This is a genomic window from Pedobacter nutrimenti, from assembly GCF_032678445.1.
GTDB lineage: Bacteria > Bacteroidota > Bacteroidia > Sphingobacteriales > Sphingobacteriaceae > Pedobacter > Pedobacter nutrimenti_A.
Map to the genome: position 1 here is coordinate 97,767 of NZ_JAVTSQ010000013.1, position 25,252 is coordinate 123,018.

The 25,252-nt window shown below is 40.4% G+C and carries 15 protein-coding genes; 3 read left to right on the plus strand and 12 right to left on the minus strand.

Translation table 11 applies throughout. From position 1 onward, the window contains the following. Positions 1–20 precede the first annotated feature (20 nt). Together R2S08_RS22910 and R2S08_RS22915 are read left to right on the plus strand one after the other, a co-directional pair. On the plus strand, positions 21–1,406 hold the full coding sequence (locus R2S08_RS22910; protein WP_316837333.1) for a RagB/SusD family nutrient uptake outer membrane protein: 1,386 nt from the start codon (positions 21–23) through the stop codon (positions 1,404–1,406). Further along, on the plus strand, positions 1,406–2,515 hold the full coding sequence (locus tag R2S08_RS22915; RefSeq protein WP_316837334.1) for a TlpA disulfide reductase family protein: 1,110 nt from the start codon (positions 1,406–1,408) through the stop codon (positions 2,513–2,515). Before R2S08_RS22910 ends, R2S08_RS22915 begins: the two co-directional genes overlap by 1 nt. A gap of 98 nt (positions 2,516–2,613) precedes the next feature. Here the strand turns inward: R2S08_RS22915 and R2S08_RS22920 are convergent, their stop codons facing one another. Next, positions 2,614–4,935 carry a beta-galactosidase gene (locus R2S08_RS22920; protein ID WP_316837335.1) on the minus strand — a complete coding sequence of 774 codons (2,322 nt, stop codon included), beginning with the start codon at positions 4,933–4,935 and terminating at the stop codon, positions 2,614–2,616. A 254-nt stretch (positions 4,936–5,189) separates the two neighbouring features. On the opposite strand from R2S08_RS22920, the gene R2S08_RS22925 reads away from it, so the two are divergent. After that, on the plus strand, positions 5,190–8,060 hold the full coding sequence (locus R2S08_RS22925) for a sugar-binding domain-containing protein (RefSeq protein WP_316837336.1): 2,871 nt from the start codon (positions 5,190–5,192) through the stop codon (positions 8,058–8,060). A 44-nt stretch (positions 8,061–8,104) separates the two neighbouring features. Here R2S08_RS22925 and R2S08_RS22930 read toward each other — a convergent pair whose 3' ends face one another. The 11 genes from R2S08_RS22930 to R2S08_RS22980 all read right to left on the minus strand — a co-directional run bounded on the left by R2S08_RS22930 (position 8,105) and on the right by R2S08_RS22980 (position 25,247). Then, positions 8,105–8,896, minus strand: coding sequence for a carbonic anhydrase family protein (locus tag R2S08_RS22930; RefSeq protein WP_316837337.1), 792 nt, complete (start codon positions 8,894–8,896; stop codon positions 8,105–8,107). Between the two features lie 18 nt (positions 8,897–8,914). Beyond that, on the minus strand, positions 8,915–9,757 hold the full coding sequence (locus R2S08_RS22935; protein WP_316837338.1) for a hypothetical protein: 843 nt from the start codon (positions 9,755–9,757) through the stop codon (positions 8,915–8,917). Between the two features lie 87 nt (positions 9,758–9,844). Further along, a complete protein-coding gene (locus R2S08_RS22940; RefSeq protein ID WP_316837339.1) occupies positions 9,845–10,810 on the minus strand; it encodes a prolyl oligopeptidase family serine peptidase in 966 nt (321 codons plus the stop codon). Positions 10,811–10,852: 42 nt separating this feature from the next. Beyond that, complete coding sequence (locus R2S08_RS22945) at positions 10,853–12,421, minus strand: arylsulfatase (RefSeq protein ID WP_316837340.1); 1,569 nt, start codon at positions 12,419–12,421, stop codon at positions 10,853–10,855. A 33-nt stretch (positions 12,422–12,454) separates the two neighbouring features. Further along, positions 12,455–14,317 carry a PAS domain S-box protein gene (locus R2S08_RS22950; protein ID WP_316837341.1) on the minus strand — a complete coding sequence of 621 codons (1,863 nt, stop codon included), beginning with the start codon at positions 14,315–14,317 and terminating at the stop codon, positions 12,455–12,457. A 128-nt stretch (positions 14,318–14,445) separates the two neighbouring features. After that, on the minus strand, positions 14,446–16,284 hold the full coding sequence (locus R2S08_RS22955) for a RagB/SusD family nutrient uptake outer membrane protein (RefSeq protein WP_316837342.1): 1,839 nt from the start codon (positions 16,282–16,284) through the stop codon (positions 14,446–14,448). Positions 16,285–16,304: 20 nt separating this feature from the next. Further along, positions 16,305–19,562, minus strand: coding sequence for a TonB-dependent receptor (locus R2S08_RS22960; RefSeq protein ID WP_316837343.1), 3,258 nt, complete (start codon positions 19,560–19,562; stop codon positions 16,305–16,307). A gap of 1,177 nt (positions 19,563–20,739) precedes the next feature. Continuing rightward, the gene (locus R2S08_RS22965; protein WP_316837344.1) at positions 20,740–21,276 is read right to left on the minus strand and encodes an SRPBCC family protein; all 537 of its coding nucleotides are present in this window, start codon (positions 21,274–21,276) and stop codon (positions 20,740–20,742) included. 58 nt (positions 21,277–21,334) lie between these two features. Continuing rightward, complete coding sequence (locus tag R2S08_RS22970) at positions 21,335–22,492, minus strand: TlpA disulfide reductase family protein (protein ID WP_316837345.1); 1,158 nt, start codon at positions 22,490–22,492, stop codon at positions 21,335–21,337. A gap of 24 nt (positions 22,493–22,516) precedes the next feature. Further along, positions 22,517–23,716, minus strand: a complete 1,200-nt coding sequence (locus R2S08_RS22975) for a thioredoxin family protein (protein WP_316837346.1) — start codon at positions 23,714–23,716, stop codon at positions 22,517–22,519. A gap of 4 nt (positions 23,717–23,720) precedes the next feature. Next, positions 23,721–25,247, minus strand: a complete 1,527-nt coding sequence (locus tag R2S08_RS22980) for a RagB/SusD family nutrient uptake outer membrane protein (RefSeq protein ID WP_316837347.1) — start codon at positions 25,245–25,247, stop codon at positions 23,721–23,723. Positions 25,248–25,252: the final 5 nt, after the last annotated feature.

The following is a 25,252-nucleotide window of genomic DNA, read 5'->3' on the forward strand; positions in this document are numbered from 1 at the left end:
AAAAATTAAATGATATTCTGATGAAGATAAAACTAATGATAATTGCAGCGCTGATCCTTATGGGTTTTGGATCCTGCAAAAAATATCTGGACGCCAATCCTGTAAAGGGAAAGGTCATTCCTAAAACACTTGCTGATTTTGAAGAATTTTTAAATGATATCATCCTTTCTCAGTCTGGTTATACTTATCCGGAGTTTATGACTGATGATATGTTGAACAGTACAGTGACTACCGCAACTGCAAACAGGCAATCACGGGCTTACACCTGGCAAAAAGATCTTTTGCTGGCTACGGATGATGACAGTGAATGGAATGCACCTTATAACTATATTTATATTTGTAACCTGGTGCTGGACAACTTACAAACGGCAACAAATGGAACCGATCAAACCCGTAACCGTTTAAAGGGAGAGGCACTTACTCAACGTGCTTATTATCTGTTTACGTTAGCCAATTTATATGGAAAAGATTATGTAGCGGCAACGGCATCAACTGATTTATCTGTACCGATTATGCTTCATGCAGATCTTGAAACCATAGCTAAACGTGCAACAGTACAGGAGGTTTACGATCAGGTTATCAATGATCTGCAAACAGCCATTTCGATAAGCGATTTTCCTGAAGCCGGTAAGAATTATATTCATCCAGGTAAACTGGCTTCTATGGCCTTATTAGCTAGAGTTTATCTTTTTAAAGGCGATTACATGAATGCACAAAAATATGCAAATGATGTTTTAGCGAAGAAAAGCACCTTGCTGGACTGGAATTCGTTGAGCTTTAGCAATCCTGCAAAACCAACGGCCGGAACAATTGTGAACAATCCTTTGCCTCAGAATAATGTAGAAAATATTTATAGTAAACTGGCTGCAAGTCCAAATTTGTTTATACGGTTTATGGCCAGCTCTGATTTATTAACCGTTTTAGATACTAAAGACCTGCGTTATGTTTTCACCTTTACCCGTTTAACTTCAACAGGAGCTCCAAGTGCAAGTGTTAATCCGGATTATCTGGGTACGACGCCGAATTTTAGTATAGGTGTACCTGAAATGATGTTGATCAAAGCAGAATGTATGGCCCGGGCAGGTGATAAAGACGGCGCTGTTTCTATTCTTAATACGCTGAGAGTAAAGCGATTTAAACCGGCAGATTATGTTGCTTTATCCGCATCATCTGCAGATGATGCGCTGGTTAAAGTATTGTCGGAGCGGAGAAGAGAACTGCTTTTTCGTGGGGTAAGATGGTTTGAACTTAAGAGATTAAACCGTGATGAACGGTTTAAGAAAACCATCAGCCGCGAAGTTGCCGGACAGACTTATACCCTGGAACCGAATAGTAATCGGTATTTGCTGCAAATCGCACCTAAAATCATCGACATCAATCCGTTAATTGTTCAGAATCCCAGATAATGAATTGTGATTTGAAAAAAACTGCAGTCGTTGTGATTAGTGTAATCACAACGACTGCTTTCGGTCTTTTAAGCGCCAAAGCTCAACAGACAAAGAAAGTAAGTATGGATATTGAATTTAAGTCTGCATTGCATCCGGCAGGGACTAAATTAAAACTCTACAGGGAGTGGCCAAAAAGAAGCCTTGTGGATACGGGGAGTCTGGATGCTTCGAATCAGTATAAGTTTCACATCGCAGATAGTCTGCCGGCTGTTTTTACATTGGAAACCAGGAAGCCGTTTTTAAATCAAACCATTATTCTGGAGAAAGGGCTTTGCCGCATTGTACTGGGGGCAGATACTCAGATATTGGTTAAAGGAGGGATTTTACAAACCAGACTGGAACAACATCTGCAGCAGATTAAACCTTTGGAAAAAGAATGGGCTGCAGCAGGCAATCAATACATGAAAGCAAAAAACCTTGAAGAGAAATTACTTGCAGAAAAAGAAAACAGGGTACAAGCAGAAAAAGTACAGTTTGCAAGAATGGCTTTCATCAAAAATAATATAGATAACCCTCTTGGTGAATGGCTTACTCACCATAACCTATATAGCATGCAACAGAAGGATCTGCAAATGCTCAAAGGCTGGTTTTCTTCAAGGGTTAAAAAGAATATCGTGTCTAAAGAAATCGAAGACAAATTGCAGACGCTGGAGCATAATTTATTGCTGGGTAAGAAGGCACCGTTGTTTAATTTGATTTCAATTACAGGAGATGCTGTTACACTCGAACAATTGATCGGGAAAAATAAATATGTTCTGATTGATTTCTGGGCATCCTGGTGTACGCCCTGCAGGGCAACAAATCGGAATATAGCGCCACTTTATAAAGAATTAAAGAGTAAGGGAATAGAAGTGGTGTCTATTTCTGTAGATGAAAACAGTGAGTTGTGGAAAAAAGCGGTTGAGTCTGACCAGATTCCATGGGTTCAGTTAATTTCACCCTCTATAAAATCCAGAACTGTTGTAGATTATCATGTGAGCACCTTACCTTCTACTTTTTTAATTGACCGGGATGGTTTTGTTGTAAAACAGAATATAGAGATTAATGATTTAAAAAAGCTGCTTTAACTAGGGCAAACTTTGCATTGATCATTTGAAATACCGGTCATCTCTCAGGCAATTGTGGAGAGATGACCGGTATTTTAGTTTACAACTTTTTTATGGCTTTATATTCCTTTAAAAGGTTTTACAGAAAAGTATAATTGGTAGTCTTTTATACGTCCGTTAGCATTGTCTTGCCTTGGAAATAACTTTAAACCGCTTACTTTGTAAACCTTACCCAGATCAATAACAATTTGGTGAGGTGGTTTAGGTGCCTTGTCTTGCCATTCTGTATGCCAGATGCTGGTGTATTGCAAGTCAAAAACATTTGCAGCGTTCCCATCATCTCCATTTAATTCTTCGCTGTCTGCATAAACAACTTTCCAGTCGCTCCTTGGTATTTCTCTGCCCTGGGGATCGAGCAAGACCAGTTCGGCTACAGATGTATAGGGCTGTCCATGCTGTTCGGATAGCGCTTCCAGGCAAAAGAATCTTGCATCAACAGGTTTAAATGAGGTGGTTTGCCAGCCGGCACTGTTTTCAAAACTTCCTGCATGATAAACCTCCTGGGCGTCTTTTATCCAATGTTGTCCGGCTTTTTTATGCACCTGGGGTTGCGTCTCGTTTACTTTGTCTAAAATCGGTTGATCAGTGAAGGTTAGCGCAGGAGCTGCATTGCCGAACAAATCAAACACTATGATTTCATTTTGACCTTTTTTGAGCCAGCTTCCCGGTACCAGCATGGTTTGTGTTGGTCCAATATTCCAGTAACGGCCCAGGCAAGTTCCATTGATCCAAACCAGTCCTTTGTTCCACTTGCTCATATCGATATAGGTATCAGACAAGTTCGAGGCCGTAAAAGTCCCTTTATAGAAGCCGGTTACAGGTTTTTGAGGTATAATGGGTTGATAACGTACCGGGATGTTGTGTTCTCCAAGCTGAATAGGGTAGTTTGTCCAGTTTTTGAGTTCAGTTTTCGCATTGCCTGTAACCAGATATACGGGGCCGTGAATCCCCTTGTGGTCATGCATCGCGTAACCATAATTTACCCGGCCCACAGCTTCTACCAGTACGCTGAGTTTAGCGTTCTTGTTGTGTTTGGGTATTTCCAGAGAGAATTTATTCTTTCTTCTGTCTAAAGTACCGATCAGGTGATCGTCGATGTAAATGAGCGCATAGTCATGTATATCACGAAATTGGAGTAGAGATCTGTCTCCGCCTGCCAATTGTGTTTGATAGAGTACGCATCCGAAATTCTGGTTAAGATCTTCCATGAGCTTAACAGTATCAGACAAAACTGATTTTGGCAGGTTTTTATTCAGTGCTGCAAATGCGGTAAATTTAACCGGGGCAAGTTTTTGAATTTTATTTGAAGCGGGAATATCGGGTAAGGTTTCTCCTTCCTGCAGATAGTTGCTGAATAACTTTCTGATCTGGTGGTATTTTTCTGTAGGGTTACCCGCTTCGTCTATTGGAGCATCGTAGTCATAGCTGGTGGTTTGCGGTAAAAAAGGTGGGGCATTAGCTCCACTATAGGTACCGAATGTGGTACCGCCATGTACCATGTAAATACTAAAGGATGCTTTGTGGTCGAGCATGTATTTTAACTCGTCAATAATTCTTTTAGTACCTCCAGTGTGGTGAGGTCTGCCCCAGCTGTCAAACCAACCTGGATAATATTCGCCGCACATCAAAGGGCCTGTTGGCTGTACCTGGCGCAATGCTTCAAAGTTTTCTTTTGGATTACTGCCAAAATTCACGACTGCAAAGAGATCATCGGGGTGATCTTCTTTTAACTGTGACGGACCGTCGCAATGGAACAAGGGTACTTTGAAACCTGCAGCTTCTACATAGGATTTAATGGTTTCCATATACTGTTTATCATTGCCGTAGCTGCCATATTCATTTTCGACCTGAACCATGATGATGTTACCGCCATTGCTGATTTGCAGTGGCGCCAGCTCGCGTCCTACCTCTAACAAATACTTCTTGGCACGGGCTAGAAAATAAGGATGCTGTGTACGGAGCTGGATGGATTTATCTTTCAGCAGCCACCATGGAAAACCTCCGAACTCCCACTCGGCACAAGAATAAGGGCCCGGACGTAAGATGACATAGAGGCCTTCTTCTTTAGCTATTTTACAAAATTCAGCAGCGTCACTCTGGCCGGTCCAGGTAAATGTATCCGGTTGTTTTTCGTGCATGTTCCAAAACAGATAGGCACAAACTGTATTTAAGCCCATGGCCTTTGCCATCTTTAAGCGGCTGCGCCATTCTGTTTTGGGTATACGGGCAAAATGCATTTCGCCGCAGCGTATTACATAGGGTTTTCCGTTGAGTTCAAAAGCTTCTTTTCCGATTTTAAAGGTTTGCGGCTGCTGTGCGTTCGCTGTATAAACGGAAAGCATGCAAAGCAACATGAACAGCATTTTTCTGTGGGATGTCATAAATTTTTTTGGTGGTAAGTTGATTTAATTCAAATAGAAACATTGCTGTCGTAAAATAAAATTTAAAGACAGCGCAAACGTTTGAAAGTTCTTTATATCGCTCGTTAATGTAATTGCCCTATAATAATCCATCTTTTTGGAAATTAATCCATTTTAACCTCCAGCCGTAAATCTGATCTTTATATTGCCAATATAAACGCATTCATTCATTTATCCCGATCATTGATTTGATTTAATCCTTAATAAACACCTGTATGAAATTCTCTTTTAAGTATGTACAATTGTCCATTCTACCCTTCTTTTTTTTTGCATGTATAGCTAAAGGCCAATCAAAAAGTGGAGGAGGTCAACAGATTGATCTTTCAGGTACCTGGGCTTTTCAGGTAGATTCACTTGATAAAGGGATTGCCGATAAATGGTACAGGCAAAAACTGGAGGAAAAAATAAAGCTGCCAGGCTCAATGACGACCAATGGAAAAGGAGACGAAGTTTCTGTAAAAACGCAATGGACTGCTCAGATTGTAGATAAATCCTGGTATACGAAAGATGAATATGCAAAATACAGGCAGCCTGGAAATATTAAAATACCCTTTTGGCTCCAGCCGGTAAAGCATTATGTTGGTGCTGCATGGTACCAAAAAACAATAAATATTCCCGCTTTCTGGAAGGATAAGCTCATACAGCTCTTTATAGAGAGAAGCCATTGGGAAACAACGGTATGGATTGATGATGTGAAAATTGGCATGGAGAACAGTCTTGGTACAGCCCAAGTATTCGATATGGGTGCTAAACTGACATCGGGAACCCACAAAATAACAATCAGAGTGGATAACAGGATAAAGGACATTAATATGGGGCCTAATGCCCATAGTGTTTCCGATCATACGCAAACCAACTGGAACGGTTTGATAGGAGATTTGAAGCTTGTGGCCAGACCTAAAGTGTATCTTTCTGATGTGCAGCTTTATCCTGATCTTAAAAATAATCAGGTATTGGTAAGGGTGCAGCTTAACAATGCAACGGGTGCCAGCAAAGAAGTGGCTTTGGATTTAACTGCTGTTGCGGATCAACCCGGTACTCCAAAATTAAAACCTTTAACGCAAAAATTGGTGATTTCTGAAAAGGAGAAAACTATTGAGTTTGTTTATCCTATGGGGAATAACCCATTGTTATGGAGTGAATTTCATCCGAATTTGTATGAAATGCAGGTAAACCTCAGATCGGCAAAAGATGCTGCACCGGATCGGAAAAATATAATTTTCGGTATGCGGGAATTTAAGGCCAAAGGCAGCCAGTTTGTTCTCAACAACAAACCGACCTTTTTGCGTGGTACACTAGATTGTGCGGTTTTTCCTAAAACAGGTTATCCGCCTACCGACGTGTCCAGCTGGAAAAAGATATTTGAAACGATAAAAGCGTATGGGCTAAATCATGTAAGATTTCATTCCTGGTGCCCTCCGGAAGCTGCTTTTACTGCTGCCGACCGATTGGGCTTATTTGTACAGGTAGAGTGTTCGGCGTGGTCAAATGGTTATGCTGATGCCTTAATTGGCGATGGTTTGCCTTTAGATAAATATATTTATGCGGAAAGTGAGAGAATGGTTAAAGCTTATGGAAACCATCCTTCCTTTGTAATGATGACTTATGGAAATGAGCCATCGGGAAAAAACAATACAGACTACCTGGTTACTTTTGTAAAGTACTGGAAAATGAAAGATTCAAGAAGGATGTATACCACAGCAGCAGGCTGGCCGCAAAATGATGCAAGCGATTACAATAATATGCCAGAGCCAAGGATTCAGGGCTGGGGGCAGGGGCTGTCGAGCATTATAAATAAAGAAGCTCCAAAATCGGATTATGATTTTACAGAGATCATCTCTAAATGGAAACAACCTACTGTTAGTCATGAGATTGGTCAGTGGTGTGTATATCCTGATTTCAAGGAGATTAAGAAATATGATGGGATATTAAAACCAAAGAACTTCGAAATATTTCGGGACAAGCTGGAACAAAATGGCCTCTCTATGTTGGCCGACAGCTTTTTTATGGCTACTGGAAAGCTACAGTCGCTTTGTTATAAAGCCGATATAGAAGCTGCATTGCGTACCCCAGGTTTTGGCGGGTTTCAGCTGTTGGGCCTAAGTGATTTTCCTGGACAGGGCACTGCACTGGTTGGTGTTTTAGATGCCTTTTGGGAACCGAAACCGTATATGTCTGCAAAAGAATTTAACCGGTTCTGCGATCCTCTGGTGCTTTTGGCCCGGCTGCCTAAAATGGTTTATACCAACAATGAAGAGCTGAATGTTCCTTTAGAGGTTTCAAATTTTGGTGATGCACCTTTAAAAAATGCAGTGATCAGTTGGAGCATGACTTCCGAAAGCGGTGCTAAACTGTTTAATGGAAGTTTTAAAACAGAAACTATTGCCTTAGGAAATGCAATTCGTTTAGGTACGATTAAGCAGGCACTGGCTGCGGTTAAAACACCGCAACGTGTGATCTTAAGCACAACAGTGGCCAACCGTACCAATACATGGGATATATTTGTGTATCCCAATGTACTGCCTGAAACACCCAAAAATGTATTGGTGACCCAAATTTTGGATGCTAAAGCTATAAAAGCGCTAAACGACGGGGGTAAGGTATTACTAACATTAAAAAAGGGTTCTGTTAAAACTGATATGGGCGGCGATGTAAAAATAGGCTTCTCTACTATATTCTGGAATACAGCATGGACCAGCAGCCAACCACCAACCACTATGGGGATTTTATGTAATCCCAAACATCCCGCATTGGCCAATTTTCCGACTCAGTACCATAGTAACTGGCAGTGGTGGGATGCAATGACCCATTCCAATGCGATCAAACTTAACGCGGTAAGTGATCATATGAACCCGATAGTAAGGGTTATTGACGACTGGGTGACTGCCCAGCCCCTGGCTTTGGTTTTTGAATGTAATGTAGGAAAAGGTAAACTGGTTGTTTCAGGTATTGACCTCTTGTCGGACCGGGATAAACGTCCTGAGGCGAGACAATTGTTATATAGTCTTGAAAATTATATGAATGGTAGCCAGTTTAATCCTGAAAAGACAATCGAGCTGGCAAAAATACAGGGATTGTATCATTAGAAAGAAAGTCCCGGCTGTTGTTTGCCGGGACTTTCTTGTTCGTCTTACAGGAAGGTGACAACGCCAGATTTTAGCTGGTAGTAGGCACCTATGATCTTAATTGTGCCCTTGGCTTCCATTTCCCTTAAAATTGGACTTTTGCTTCTGATGACCTCTATGGTATGAAGAATGTTGTTTTTTGCTACATATTCAACAAATTTCATGTTTTTTGAAGTTTTTTCTCCATTAAAATCTTGTGAACGCGCAACAGCTGGCTTTATTTTAGAGAGCATGGCGGTGATGTTTCCCATCTTCACATCGTCAATCGCTGCCTTTATCGCCCCGCAAGATTCATGTCCCATCACCAGTACAAGTTTCGCCCCTGAAACTTTGCAGCCATATTCTATACTGCCCAGCAAATCTTCGTTGACGAAATTTCCGGCAACTCTGCCCACAAAAAGATCACCTATCCCTTTGTCAAAGATGTCTGCGACGGGTACCCTGCTGTCCAGACAAGAGATGACAACAGCTTTTGGATATTGCCCTTTAAGTGCATTACGTACCATCATAGAATGGTCGCGGGCCGTTAGATTATTCGTTACGTAACGAACATTCCCAGCTTTTAAACGAGCAATAACCGTGTCGGGAGTTAAGGCCTGTTGTTCTGCTGCAGTCAATACTTTTTCTCTCAGGGGTTTTTGATGAAGCTCAATGATGGTGTCCTGGCTGTTGTTTGCCAAGGTGGATTTGCCTTTATCCGTGTTCCTGCATGCACTGCTTAAAATCAGTAATAACAACACTGTGGTCCGGAGTGAAAATTGCGACAGTACGCCTTTTTGCAGGTCTTGGTTATTCATAATGGATTCTGTAAATGATTATTTTCTGTACAACGGACATCTTTTGAGTAAATACTCTAAAGGGCTATTGTATGCTCCGTCGGTATTGCTCAGAAAAGCCTTGTGTGTCTGGTTGTAGATGCTTGCATTATTGTCCATATAGATGTGTAAACTTACGGCTACATCGTATCGCTGAACCGCATTGCTGTTTGTAGAACCATAAGAGGAAACACCTTTAACTTTTGCATTGTCATCGCGCTTTACTTTTGTGCTGGAAATGTCGCTGGTGGAACTGGTCTGGTAGCCTTTGTTCTGTGTTACAACGCCGTCTATGATGTATTCTACGCCAAGGACATCACAGATCTCTTTCATGGTGAAATTCACCATTTTGTCTCTGGTTACTCCTCCTTTGCTGAGAAGGGCATTTGTTGTTCTTGGATCCAGTATGGTATATCCGGCTGAGTGTTGTGATAAAAATCCATAAGTGTCTTCCTGGGCTTTAAAGCCAATTGCCTCAGCGCCAGGCTGGTTGTCCATAAGATAGGTGAATGGAAGAATGGCAATTTTATTGTGATGATCGACTGGTGAGCCAGACATCGTGACCGGATCTTTTTGCCGGCTTTGTTCGGGAGAACTTTGCTGGCTGATGTTTTCTACTCTGCCGCTAGCGTGGACAATTTTAGCAATTTCTGCTTTTTTAAGCACGTACTGAGCGGTTTCCCCGGCGTAAACAAAGGTAACTTCAGTGTCGGTGATCTTGATCACCTTTCCCTTCATTTGTTCGCCGTCAATTTTTTGAATAATGTCTTGTTTTACGTTGTTCTGGGCCATTATATTCATAGAAAACAGGCCTAAAATTAAAATGATACACAGTCTTTTCATCTGTTTTTTTGCGATTGGTGAGGGATTTATAGTGATGAGATTTAAAACAATAAAGATAAGGGGATAGTTTGATGTTTTATCTGAAATTTAATCCCCGATCCTTTTATAAATGTATTGTCTGTCTGCATTTACAAGGATGTGCATTTTACGTTTTTTGCCGGAGAATATGGCATCAACCGGATCGTTCTCATTGACAAAAAACTTGTCATTTGCGTAAGGTTTGAGCTCTGTAGTTCCTTTTTTGCGGGTTAGCATGACTATACCTGGGGTAACGGCTATTTTTAAAGTATCATTCATCAGGTCATTATAATAAGTGCCTTGATAGGTGTCTAATATTTTCTGATCTACAGCTATTTTGGCATATTTAAATCTTTTAATCCCCATGAGCCAGGTGTATAAACTATCGGTATTGTAGGCGGATGTCCAGCTGTCATGGCCGTCTTCGGGGAAAATTGTAAATTTAACATTCGGGTTGATGGGTTTTAAGGCATCCACCATAATCTGACTTGATTTAAGGGGAACAATATTGTCCTTTCCGCCATGAAAAACCCAGATGGGGGTATGCCTGATCTTCCAGACTTTAGAGGTATCGCCGCCACCGCAAATCGGTACAATTGCAGCAAACATCTGTGGGTATTTCATAGCCATTTCCCAGCAGCCATAACCGCCCATGCTTAAGCCTGTTAAGTATAAACGATCTTCATCGATCCGATATTTAGCTTTAATATCATTCATGAGGCGAAACAAATCGGTGGGTTCCCAGCCTTCTCCATTAGGTACCTGTGGTGATATCACGATAAAAGGGAATTTTTTGCCTTGAGCAATCATTTTAGGTAATCCGTTTATGGCTACTTTGCTGACATCATCGCCGCGTTCACCGCTTCCGTGTAAGAATAGTACAACTGGAAATTTTTGCTGTTCATCTTGTTTATAATTATCGGGCAAATAAAGGAGGTACTTTATTTCATTGACATATTTTTGCTGGGTTTGCTGCGCAGATAGGGGGTTGCACGCTGCAGTGAAAATGACGAAGAAGGTGAACAAATGTTTCATGGTGAACGTTTTAATAATCAGACTATTAATATACGGAAAATGTTACAATGCTTCGTTTTCTAAAATCGGTATTTCAAATCTGCTCAGCTCTGGTGTATGGTGTTCTTTTTTGGAAATTGCCTTCATTTTTTTAATAATTTCCGGATGTTGACCAGCCACATCATATTGTTCTGTTTGGTCTGTTGCTAAATCATATAATGACCATTTTGCATTGCCCTTCAGCATGTCTAATCTGATTCCTTTCCAGTTACCTATTCTGATGGCTTGCTGGCCACCGTATTCTGGATATTCAAAGTAAAGATAGCTACGATCAGTCTGTTTGCCTTTAGATAGAATTGTTGGCAGAATACTAATGCCATCTACATGTTTTGGGACTTTAAGGTTTAGCAGATCGCAAAAGGTTGGTACCATATCAATGGTTGCTGATATAAGATCGGAGATGCTTCCGGCCTGGACTTTTCCTGGCCAGGAAACAATAAACGGTTCTCTTATGCCACCTTCGCGAAGAAAGCCTTTTCCCCAGCCATATTCGCCGTTAAAAGGCCCGGCACTTTTGAAAAAAGCAGGGTCAACTCCAGCATTATAGGCCGGGCCATTATCTGAACAAAACATAATGATGGTGTTGTCGTAAACGCCATTATCCTTTAGTTTCTTGATGATCTGGCCCACCTGCTGATCCAATAAAGTAATCATGGCGGCGTAGGTTGCATGCGGGTAACGGCAAGGGAAATAGGAGCCACCCAGAAAGGGTTTTTCATCTCCAAATTTCTTATGATAGTAAGCCACTAAGTCTTTAGGTGCCTGTAGCGATACATGGGGCAAAGGGGAGGGGTAATACAGGAAAAAAGGTTTATCCTTACTTCGATCAATGAATTTTAAGGCCGCTTTAATCAGGTAATCAGGAGCGTAGTCTTTCTGCTGGTATTTTTCGTAGTTTTTTTCGTCCAGCGGATCAAGATCTTTAGGCAATTCAATATTGGGGTCTACAATCCTGTTGTCTAAAGGTACACGGTTGTTGTTTTCCCATAAATGCCCACTGTAATAGGTGTGGTCTTGCCGCTGGCAGATATAGCCATAAAAATAGTCGAAGCCCTGGTTATTTGGTGTGCCAGCCGTCATAGGAGCGCCTAAGCCCCATTTGCCCACTAAAGCAGTGGTGTAACCCGCCTTTTTAAGAATTTTGGCAATGGTGATGGTGGAATCTGGAATTGGGTATTGGCCTTCCAGATAGGGATTGTCTTCCATCGCTTTGAAATTCCAGACATCGCCGCGATCGCCCCATTCGTGATTACCACGGATAAAGGCTTTTCCTGAGTTTTGTCCGGTCATTAGTAAATAGCGCGATGGGGCGCAAACAGGATAGGCATAATGTTGTGTGAAACGCTTTCCGCTCTTTGCCAACAGATCCAGATTTGGGGTTTCAATTTTTTCCTGACCATAACATCCCAGTTCTCCATAGCCCATATCATCGGCAAGGATATAAACTATGTTGGGCTTTTTAGAGGAAATGTGTTTGCTTTTTATTTGTGCATTGCTGGTCAAGGTTCCAATGAAAAAAATGATCAGAAAGATAAAAGTGCTATAAAATTGAAATGTATGTTTGGTATTCATTTTTGTATGCTTGCTGGTGACCTAATTTTTACGTTACTTTTCTGGATCCTTTGACAGTGCCGTGATTTGACCAACTACTTCATCTAGTTCATGGGCAGAATTTTTTAAGAACTGTATCATTTCTCTGAATTCATCATTTAAAAGAGATTCACCTGAATCGATGATGTTGATAATGCCCAAAATTCTTGCAACCGGCGCCCTGACCATATGGGACTGGATCCATGAAATATCCCTGAGTTGCTTGTTCTGATATTCAAGTTTTTGGTTGAGTGTAGTGAGCTCCCGTTCTGAATTTTTTCTGTCCGTCATGTCTTTGCCGGCACAGAATATCAATCCGTTTTCTGTGGCCGGGGTAACGTTCCAGGCCACACAGATATAGGTGCCATCTTTTTTTCTCAATCTGTTTTCAAAATAATGGAGGGCCATACCGTCAATGACTTCTTTGAATGCGTGTGACGTATTATCCAGATCTTCAGGATGTATAAATGAAATGAAATGTTGGTTTAATAGCTCCTGCTCAGAAAAACCAAGGAGTCTTAACATTGTCGGGTTTGTTTTTTTATAAAAACCATCTGTGCCGACGGTCGCAATAATATCTGGTGCAGAATTGAAGATCTGTTCCAATTCAAGTTCCAGTTTTTTTCTGACAATTTCTGCCGCGAAATGGGTACTGACGCTTTCGACGAGTTGTATAAATTGTTGGTCGGGTACCTTACTGTTGTTCAATCCGACCATCATGACGCCTACAACAGCTCCGGTATTGTCAATTAAAGGAACACCATAAGCTGATTTAAGCCCCGCGGGCCGTACCGTATCTTTCTGCAAAAAAGGTTCATGCTGGTCAAAGTTGGTGATGAGCTGCGGTCTGCCTGTTTTCCAGATGTTCCTCACAAATCCCTCTCCATCAATTTGTATTTTGAAATTCTTATTGTTCTGGTAAAAACTTTCCGCAATATCGCTGGAAGCAAAATGCGCCATAAGTGATAAGGATTGCTTGTCTACGCTGGTGAGCCATACCTCGGCAATTAAAAAATCACCATAGGCAACCAGTTTTTCCAGTACTGTAGAAAGAACAGCTTTCAAATCTTCCCCTTTACTAAAAACAGCACTTATTTTATGGTTAAACAACTCCCTCTCATTATTGATGGCCAACTCCTGCTCCTGTAGTTTGAGGTCAGTGATGTCATAGATCAGTGTATAAAATCCCATTACGTGTCCATCTTCAACATCTGGTACATATTCGGTAATGATAATCCTGTCTTTCTTACCTTCCTCCTCTATAGTCCGTTCAAATTTTTGGGCAATCCCTTTCAGGGCTTCGACCATGAAACGCTCATACTTTGAAATCTGTTCTCTTGTATACAACTTATCTATTTTGGTATTGTACATCTCATTTTCAGTTTTACCAAAAAATGAAAGATAGGCTTTGTTGGCAAAAAGACAACGTAAATCGGCTGTCCAGTAGGCAATTATGGAAGGGATATTGTCTGTGATTGTCCGGTAAAACTGTTCTGTTCCTGGTTGCTCGTCGCTCAGATGATTGTTGTTGACATCTACCTTCATGATACAGACTATGCCTTTGACTTCGACGTCATCCAGCAAATTTGTGAGCTGACATTCATACCAGATGTCATCGGCAAAAAGAATTCTTATTGGACAGGTATCTATTTTTTTGATGATTATTTTATTTAACAACAATCCAAATTCTTTTTTGTGATGGTCTGAAATGAGTACCTGGAGTTTGTTGCCACTGATGCGAAGTGATGCCTTTGGGTTTTTATACAGTATATTTAACTTATGGTCTATTACAATGGCGATGTCGCTGGTCTTGTTCAAATACTGATAAAATCCGCTGAGAGGATTTGTTGTTGTGTCTTTAACATTCGTTGTTAACATAGGGACTGTTTTAACGGAATTCTATATCAAATATAAAGATAATGTAGTGTTGGGATAATACCTGCCAAAATTATAATCATGCATACACTTGTAAAATGGATTTTGTAAACGGCTTTAGGCCTTATTTTTTACCAGCCTGCTGACTGCTTCAGTGCAGGGTTTAATACGATCTCCTGGCTGGGTATCGGTTCAAAGTAGTATTTATCCAGCCAGCCCGGCGGAACACCGAAAAATTGGACATAGCCCGAAGTGCCACCACCTGAAATATTTAATTTATTACCAAAATCAGCATTATTGACTTTTACACCCAGTTGTTGCTTGTTCAGATATATACCTTTCTTCCAGCGCTTCAAATCATTAAACCTGAAACCATCTCCCAATAATTCTACTCTTCTTTCACGCCTGATTTCCCACAATACAGGATCTACGTCTGGATCTCTGGCGGGATCAAAAGAGGTATTGATATCTGCCACAACCATATTGGCAACATTAGCACGTTGTCTTAAATTTCTGATGGTTTGGTCTGCAACACTTTGGTTAAACATTCCCAGTTCAAACATAGCTTCGGCATAGTTTAACCAGACTTCTTCTATGCGCAGCAAAGGACAATCGGTTGTAGCATAGCTGTTTTTTGTACTTAAGGGCGAACGGTTGTATATTTTCCAATAATAATAACCCAACTCGCCAACAGATTGTGGTTGACCTGCATTAAAATTTCTAAAATGTGGCGACATACTGATGGTTGTACCGGTTTGCATGGTTTGGCTCCATTGTGCCATTGGTAACGATTTTTTAATTGGATTTGCTGATATATAACTAGCCAATAAATCAATGTATTCTGCATCAGTAGGGTTGGTTGTTTTAGACCAGGTATAATTTGGTTTGCCTACAACAACCTGATAAGGTGGAACTACGGTATAATACAAGCGTCTATCACGATTTCGAAAAGCATTATACATGGTATTATCGCCAGCATAAACCGAACTGCTGCCAATGGGGCGGCCATCGGTACACAAATAGCTCTCTACAGCATTTTTAGATACATCTACATAACTATTGGCGCTTCCTAAAATCCTTGACCCCGAAAAATGATCATTGAGGTTGTTTGCGTATTGTTTGAATAGGATAATACCAGGTTGCCCCGTCAAATCCTCCAGGTTATATACATCATCGTAATTAGACATACAAGTTGGAAAAGAAAGCATTAATTTCTCTGAATATGTTTTACAAGCCTGTAAATAAATATTGGCACTACCTAAGTTGTGGTATTTGCGCCAAGTGCCTTCAAACAAACCAAATCTTGAAATCAAAGCCCTTACACAACTTGTATTAATCGTATTTGGCCCTTCGCCAGCTGCCTTGATATGTGATTCGGCAAAAACTAGGTTTTCCAGTATGTTTTTCGCTACTAGGTCCCGGGGCGTTTTAGGCGCAAATAAAACAGCAGATGTATCTGATAGCTTATGTTCAATCCAAGGCACATCGCCAAAGGCAGCAATTAAATCGTAATAGCGCAAGGCCCTGAAGAAATAACCTACACTGCGCCAGTGATCTTTATCGGCTTGATTCATCTGCGATCTGTCAATATTATCTAACATCACATTTACACTGCGGATGTATCTGAAATCCCATTGAGCTATACTAAGTGATCCTGCTGGCGTGTTATCGGCAATACCTTTAATTACTTTTGTTTGGTAAGCATAAGGAGATTGCAAACCAGCTAGGGTAATCGCTAGATCATCAGAATTACAGTCGCTACTTTTTAAGGAAGGAGGATAATCATCTCCTCCGTTGCCATATCCTGAAAAATAGTCGTACAAACCCCATGTATAGGTTTTAAAATTATCATAGTTATTAAATGCAGTCTCTTCTGTTAGTTCTATCTGCGGCGTTTTATTTAAAAAATCTTTTTTACATCCCGCCAATAAAACCAGCAGAAATATGCATAAGTATATTAATTTTTTCATTATCAATTGTTAAGTATCATTTAAAAGGTAAGGTTAACACCAAAGGAAGTTTTTCTTAGAAAAGGATAGCCTAAACCAGAACCTAAATTGTCTACTGATGGGTCCAAGCCATTGGGTAGATGACTGAATATAAAAGGATTTTCTAAACTTGTAAATACGCGCAATGAGCTGATACTTATTTTTTTAAGCAGACTTTGAGGTAAGGTATAGCCCAAACCCAAATTACTGATTTGTAAATACGCGCCATTTAGCAGATAACGTGTTTGTATTGTTCTTTGATTAAAGGTTTGATTTCCTGATGCCTGGCTATATATCCGGGCATAAAAAGCATCGGGATTGGTTGGTGTCCAATAATCTAAGGTATGTTTAAACACAGTAGAAAAGCCGCCATAATCTGGAAAAGTAAGTCCACTGGCCAGATAATATTCTCGTTTGGCTACACCTCTTAGCACAAAGCTGAAATCGAAATTTTTGAAAGAAATCCCCCCGTTTATTCCGAATTGATAACGCGGCGTACTATTCGCAATAACCGATTTATCGCCAGGATCAGCAGTTGTTTCCCGTCCTTGGTAAATAATGCCGTCGCCATTCAAATCTTTAAAAAGAACATCGCCAGGATTTGGATTTTGTCCCTGATATTTGGGAACGCCTGGTTTGAGTGAGCCACCTGTTAAATTGCTGGTTAGGGTACCTTTTATAAAATCATCTATATTGTATAGTCTATCGGTTGTATAGCCCCATATTTCGCCTAATTGCTGGCCCACATAATAGGTGCTAAGCAAATTATTTGGGTTGCCATCAAACTTGGTGATCTTTGCTGTAAAATCATATAAGTTGGCACCAATATGATAACTTAACGAACCAATTTTATCACGCCATTCTACGCTAAATTCATACCCTGTTGAGCGTAAACTTGCTGTGTTTTGCAAAGGTGCCTGTGCGCCCAATACCCCAGGTAGGGGAGTGGCCCCAGAGGCTAAAATATTTTTAGTGTCTCTTTTAAACCAATCAAAAGATCCGTTAAGTCTATTTTTAAACAAGGAGAAATCCAATCCAAAATCTAATGTCCTTACAGTTTCCCAGGTAAAATTAGAATTGATTAAACCAGGTGCATTTAAAGAATTGAGGTACGAACCTGTACCATTTAGCCAATAAGGCTGTGCTTTGCTAAGCGTAGGAATAAATGCATAAGAATTTATACTTTGATTACCCACTTCGCCCAAAGATGCCCTAAACTTAAGTAATGATACAAAAGGAACATTGTCTTTGATGAAATCTTCTTCAGAAACTATCCAGCCAATTGATCCTGAAGGAAAAAGGCCAAAACGATGATTGGCTGGAAATTTAGATGAACCATCATACCGTTGGTTCAACTGAATTAAATATTTGTCTTTATAATCATAATTCAATCGCCAGAAAAGACCATTTAAAGCAAATGAATCATAATTGTTGCTGGCATCAATTGGGCCTGTGGCATTGGTAATGGATGGAAAATCTGCGGAGATCATCCCGTTTCTTGAAACGCTGCTACTAGCCAAAGTTCCTTCTTCCCGGTTATAGCCTGCTAATGCTGAAAAATGATGGCTCCCAAAAGATTTTGCATAATTTGCAAAAAGGTTAAGGGCATTGTAGATCTTTCCACTGTTATATAAGCCATAAGTGCCATCGCCTACTAGCTGATCCTGGAAGTTGGTTGGCCTGACAATACTAAAAGCCTTGTTGTAGTTAACCTGGTTAGTGGCTAGGTTATCATATGTATATTCACCTGTAATGGTTAATCCTGGTAAAGGTTTTAGAATACCGCGGCCGGTAATTCTAATATCGCTATTTTTTTCGGTATTTGGCGCGCCATTCAAGGTAATTCCTCTTGGAGTACCATTAATACCAATAACATCGCCAGAAGAGGCAATTCTATCTGCGGTAGGTACCAGTGGAGAAAAATCTATAGCATTGGCAAATAAACTGGCGAAATTTGCTGGCTTTGAAGTTAAAGAATAGTAATAGCCTGCATCCAACTGTGCAGTAAACCATTTGTTTACCTCAGTACTGAGAAATGATTTGATATTGTAACGCTTAAAATAATCCTGCTTTGCTTCTGGAACGATGATGCCGTTTTCCTTTACCGAACCTAACGCTAATCTATAATTTGTTTTATCTGTTCCCCCACTTATGGATAGATTATTTTGAAATTGCGGAGCGCTATTGCCCAGATATTCACCGATAATATCACCCGTAGTTACCGGATAAATAGCACTTCCTTCTTTGGCAACACCGTCTGGATACTTACCTGGATGTGCCTGTGCATCCTGATAAAGTTTGATCCAGGTATCAACATCCTGGCCAGACCAATAACCTGTAGTACCCATGTCTTTTAACGATTGTAAAAATTGTGCGGCGGTGGCTTTTACAGGCAGGTTAGTTGCATTTGCAAAAATAACGTTGTTGCTATAGTTAAGCTGCGGCTTCTGGTTCAGTTTCCCCTTTTTTGTGGTTACCAAAACCACCCCAAAAGCTGAACGGGCGCCATAAATAGCTGCAGAACCCGCATCTTTTAATACAGTTATCGTTTCAATATCATTCGGATCAAGGAGGCTTAAACTTCCGTTAAGGGGTACATTATCAACTAAAATAAGAGGGCCATCTTGATTAATGGTTTGGCCTGAAATGTTTAAGCTGGTTGCTCCACGTATATTTAACGATGTGCTTGCACCAGGCTGGCCAGACCCGATGCTGGCTTGCAGACCCGGTACTGCATTTTGTAGCAACTGGGTAACTGAACTTACCGGTCTATCTCCCAATATGTCATCCATTTTTACAGTGGCAATAGCGCCCGTTACTTTAGCTTTGCTTTGGGTTCCATAGCCAACAACTATTACATTATTTAAGATTTTTTTATCTTCAAGCAATTGAATATTAATATTCAATTTATTATTTACTGGTACTTCCTTCGTGATATAACCAACAGCTGAGAAAATCAATACGGCCTGATCATTTGCTACATTTATAACATAATAACCATCGGTATTTGTAATAATACCTAAAGTGGTTTTCTTAACATGTACAGTAACTCCTGGTAATGGCTTTCCAATACTATCTGTTACAATTCCTTGTATCTTTAAAATTTCTTCCAGTTTTATTTTCTTGATATCGGGTTGATGTTTTCGGGATATATCAATATTTTTTTCTAGAACTTTATGGGTAAGTAGTGCATTCTTCAAATAGCCCTTGCCGCTTGCATGAACAATAGAGATTGCGATTAAGATGATGGTTAACTTCATAAAAAGAAGTCTTTTTTTTAATAGCCGACCTTTGAACGGGGCTACAAAAAAGTTTAAATTCATTAGCTTTGTAGTGTTTGGGTTAATTCTATAAACAATGTGCTCAATTATTATCCTTGATAATAAGAGGGATAACTCAGATTTTTACGCAAAAGTGCCTAGGAACACTTTTGCGTTTTTTTTATCTTGTTTTTATTTATTATGGTTGGCAACGGTTTATCATATTCTTAGTTAAAAGGTTTATCAATTAAATTATTAACAGGTTATTATATTTTTTTTTGTTTTGAACTCCACTTCAGTTGCTGATAGCTGGCCGTGTATTCAATAATACTGCTATCCATATCGATTTATTTAGTCACTTTATTGAATGAATAGCCATTGCGGCAAATATATATATAAAATCTATATACTAGGTAGTCTTTAATGAGGACTGTTGGGTTAACGTCACTTGAGTATAGGAAGCTAAGTAAGGATAGAACATATATAATGGCTTGTCCAATTGGATGTTGCCACACTCCATTTTTGCCCGGTTTACATTTGGGTATGATCTCCAAATTGATTTTATTCTTTAAGGCTTATTTCCCCTATTTGATGGCGGTTTTCCGGCCTACAACAGATAGCTAACAGCTAGGTATTGGATAGGGGTTAGATTCGTATTGTATTCGATGAAATGACTATTTATCCTTAAGGAAATGCCTATAAGGGCATATTATCGCAGTAGCCTGGCTATAGAAACGCTATAAAGGCAGTTTTAAAACTAAATCTATCAGAAGGTCCCGGTCAGTTGTGTTGAGTTGTACGCTGCTGCAGGGGATTTGTTTGGAGCAATTGCTCGAGCACATTGATGCCCGGTATGTGGGGTTCTTTAACTGGGCAAAAGAGACAGTAGCCTCTTTGCCTAAATCAGAAAGCAATCCCAGAATCCGGGTGTTGTTTTCCGTGGATGCATTGGTTTACTTTTTTAAGCTAATGAATAAGGTGTATTTCACCTAATAGTTTAACGACGAAGTATAAGCAGGTGGTGCAGAGTACAGCCATGCGGGTTCGGGTGTTATTGGTCGGGTGTTGAGATTGTTGGATGAGGAGTTTGGTTACTAAAAAAACATCAGGTTTTAAAAGACAATTACTGTACTTTTAAAACCTGATGGGCTTCTTTATTTTACCTGGGATCTGTTTATTAATTCATTTTGGTAGCGGGAATTGATTTTTTCGTCATCTTATCCAAACCTGCAGCATAGCTGTCAAATTCTGCTGTTAATTGTGTAACTAAAGCTTTTTTTGCTTCTCCATCGCCTTTCACCATGCCTCTCCATGTTACATTTGTTTTGCCATCTTTGTCTTTTAAAAAGATAGCAAACTCTGCCGATTTAATTCCTTTCGGCAGGTTGGTGTCTGCAAAATCTATGGCTATAAGCTTGTTGTGTGGTTCATTCTGAGTGATATTTTCTACACGGCTGCTGCCATTTGAAAAGACAATCTTTCTGGATACCGGTGGAGTCGAATCGAGCACTTCTATGGCGCTTACATAACCATTTGAAGCTTTTTTAAGCAAGTCGTTGTTGCTGAAAACTCCCCATGTCATCTCCAGTGGCATATTGATGTCTACACTTTTTTCTACGTCCCATTTTATTTTTTGGGCAGCTTCCATTTGAGCATTAGCTTTAATTGCAGATAAACTGGTGAGGAGTAACAGGGCTAATATGATCTTTTTCATTTTTTTTAGGTATTTGATTGAAGAAATGGCCAGGAATATCAGCCTGGCCAATTAATTATTACATTCCGAATATTTTTTTCATGGATTTATCCAATGATTCCCCACGAACATTTTTCTCTACGATTTTTCCGTCTTTATCTACAACAACCAGGTATGGAATTCCGCTAAACAGATAGGAAGCCATTACAGGTTTAGATTCTACAGCATTGATTTGTGGCCAGCTCATTTTTTCTTCAGCCATTGCCTTTTTCCAGTCGGCTGGTTTTGCATCCACAGATACCGATAAGATTTCCAGGCCTTTGTCTTTGTACTTTTCATATACTTCTTTTAGGTGTGGAATTTCCTGACGGCAAGGGCCGCACCATGATGCCCAGAAATCAATGATCAGGTATTTTCCTTTGAAATCTTTAGGTCCCCATTTTTTTCCATTGATGTCAGGATAAGCAAAAGCAGGTGCTTTTTGTCCGTCGGCAATTTTTTCTTCTTGTGCAATGCCATCCAGGATTTCTTTTTTTCTGTTTTTGGCCTGGTCAAGGTTAGGGAATTTTTTGATTAGGTTGTCTAATGTAGACATCACCAGTTCGCGGTCTCTTTTAGGGTTCAGGTAGCCCAGTGCATACAATACGGTGGGTTGATTTCTGTATTTGTGAACCAGATACTTGATGCGGTAATCACGATCTTTATTGATGCGGTCAAAACCATCCTTCATATAGTTGATCCAAACGGTATCTTTAGATTTTCCTGCTCTGTATTGTTCCTGACCTACTGCAATCATTTGTTGATAGTCCAGGTAACCTACAAGGTTTACGTCATTGATCACATCATTATCAGCCGTTGTGTTCTCCATGTAGATGTATGGAGGGTTTTTGATCTTCATTTTAGCCGTGTCTATACCGCGTACATTGACATGAATATTGTCTTTATCTGCCCAAAAATCAATGCGGTCAAAGTAATACACACGTACCTGATAGAAATCGGGTTTGTCTGCCGGTACTTTGAAAGAGAAGTTATTGTTGGCATCTACTTTTGTGCTGTCTATTGCTTTAAAGGCTCTTTTAAATCCTTCACCTTCGTATTTGCCCAGATAAATTGGGTATTTGTTTTCGGTATCGGGAAATTTAACCGTACCGGTAAAAGTTACCGTCTTACCACTTTGTGCAAAGCAGTTGATCATCATAAATAATGCGACAACCGCTAAAATTACTCGTTTTTTCATGTTCTTATTTGTTCTGTTTTTTTATTAGTCTTTCATTATTGGAGGCGTCATTTGCCCTTTTTGCATGGCTTCTTTTCTCAAGTCTTGTGCTTTAGTTGCCATAACTTCTGCTTCTGCAGTTTTTCCTTGTTTTTTAAATACTCTTTTTCGCAGATCAGCCAGTTGGATGGTGGTAAACAAATCGGGATTGCCTTTCTCGATCTGATTGGCCCATTTCAGTGCATTCGGATATTGTGCTGCCGGTGCTGCGGTCACTACATCGTTGGCCGCTCCGATGATAAAGTAGTTCTTTGAAGTGAAATCATTGTCATTAGAAATAGCATCAACACGGCTGGTAAATTTGTCCCACTGTCCTGCAGCAGCATATTCGATCAGATCGAGCTGGGTAAGCATTGGTTTGGAATAATTGGTGCCTTTGGCCAGAAGTTTTCTGATCGCCCCGGCCTTTTCTTTGGCTTCTTTAAGCCCGGTTTTCTTTTCATAGGCCCTTTTTACGGAGTAGATAGCCATGCTAAACGTATTTCTGAAATAGGGGTTTACCTTCTCTGCTCCGTATTTTGATTCCAATGATCCTTTATTGGCATAGAGATAGGCGAAAGCCTGGGAGGATGGGTTGTTCAGATATTTGAGGGCCAGGTTCCAGTTGTGTTCATCCATCAATGCTGTTGCAGGAAGGTCATCAAAATATACTTTGGCTACAGCGCCCATTTTATCAGCCTCATAGGCTTTCTCCAAAGCATCCAGGTAGGCTACCGCTGTAGCTTCGGAGTGGTCGCCAGCATTAAATTTTTTGGCCAGTCCGAATGCGGTGCTTTCAGGTTTTAGGGCTTTACCGGCTTCTTGCATAAATTCGGATGCCGACATGCTGCCAACAATTTTATGTACGATTTCTCCGTCTGCGTTGATGAATAAATAGGTAGGGAAGGCGCTTACCTCATATTTATCTTTCAATGCAGGGCCTTCACCTTTTTCCATGTCGTATTTAACATTAACGAAGGTGCTGTTAAAGAGATCTGCTACACTGTCTTTAGTAAAGACTTCTTTGGCCATGATTTTACAGGGGCCACACCAGGAGGTATAGGCATCAAAAAAGATGATCTTGTTTTCTTTTTTGGCTGTGGCCAGCTGTGTTTTCCAGTCGGCTTCCTTAAATGCGATCTCCCGGTTTTGGGCGGAGGCAGATAGTGCAGCCAGGCAGCTGAGTCCGATGAATAATTTTTTCATGTCTTTATTGTGGGTTTTGTTGCAGATTTGGGTTCAATTGAAGTTCTACCAGTGGAATTGGATAAACAATGCGTTTATCATCAGGCTGAATAGTTAAAGGCGCAGAGAAAAAATAATCTATATAACTTCTTGTCAATGGTAAGCCATTACGGAAATTGTCAAATGATGAATTCCCTTCCCAGGCCAGTTCCAGTCTGCGCTCGTTAAATACGGCCTGAAATACGGTGAGACCAGCAGTGGCCAGGGTAGCAGTAGTCCATGCCGGAGCATTGGCCCTAGTCCTAACTACATTAACGGCAGTTAGTGCATCGTTGGTATTGCCTGCCTTAGCTAGAGCTTCTGCCTTGTTCAGGTACATCTCTGCTAAACGGAGGTATGAGGTTCCACTTCTGCTTTTTGCACTGAAATCAAATCCACCCAGTGGAAAAATCTGCTGATAATTGTATTTGTTTACTGTATTTCTGCTTTTATCGGTTGCAGTTATTCTTTTGTCAGTTTCAACTGTGATAAAACTCATCCTTAAATCTGATGGATTCTGATTCAATAGGACCATGTAGTCTGGAGATGCTGTATATTCACCTTGCCAAGGGTTGCCAAATACATCTCTTGGTGCTAAAAATTCATTGATGAAGTTTCCATTGGCATCGTCATGTTTGAAGTCGAAAATAAATTCTTTATTGGTTTTACTATCCGAGTTAAAAGCATTGGTATAGGCAGTTCCGCTGATCAGGGTATATTTATTTGACGAAATCACTTTATCTGCATATTCGGCTGCTTTGGTGTTGTATGTATTTTGCGGTGCTGTTGGTGTACCACCCATATAGAGATAAACACGTGACAGCAGTGCCCATGCAGCTTCTTTGCTTGCATAATAATTCGGGTTACCAGATCTTGGTAGATTCATCAAAGCTGCTGCTTTTTCCAAATCCGAAACGACTTGTGCATAGACCTCTTTAACGGTATTGCGTTTTGGCTGGAAATCTTTATTGACCAAAGAGTTTAAAGAAAGAGGAACCGCGAGGTTATCCCCATTGTTTTGGTAATATGGGCGACCATAAGCTCTGACCAGGTTAAAATAGGCCAGGGCACGAAGGAAATAATTCTCTCCTTTAATTTGATCATGTGCCGCGTCTTCACCGTCTTTTACAGCATCAATAATCTTATTGGTACCAGAAATAATGCGGTAGGATACACGCCAGAAACTGGTGGTCGCGCCCTGACTTGGGGAGTTGGCATAGGTATAGGCATCATCTCTGGTTTGCGGGAAAGCACGGGTTATGGCATAGAGGTTGTTTCCTTTTAACTCACTTAGGTTAAACCAGCTCGCATCGTAGGAGGCATCGTTGGCTGAGGAAGTAACCAATAAGGCATAATTGCCATTGGTGGCACTAGAGAGACCATCAAGGGTGCCTAATAGCTCTACGTCAGCTTTGTCGTTAAATGGACGGATATTTTCGTCGATTGTTTTTTTGCAGCCAAATAAAATCATTGCTGCAAAACCTATATAAATGGATAATATGTATTTCTTCATTGTCT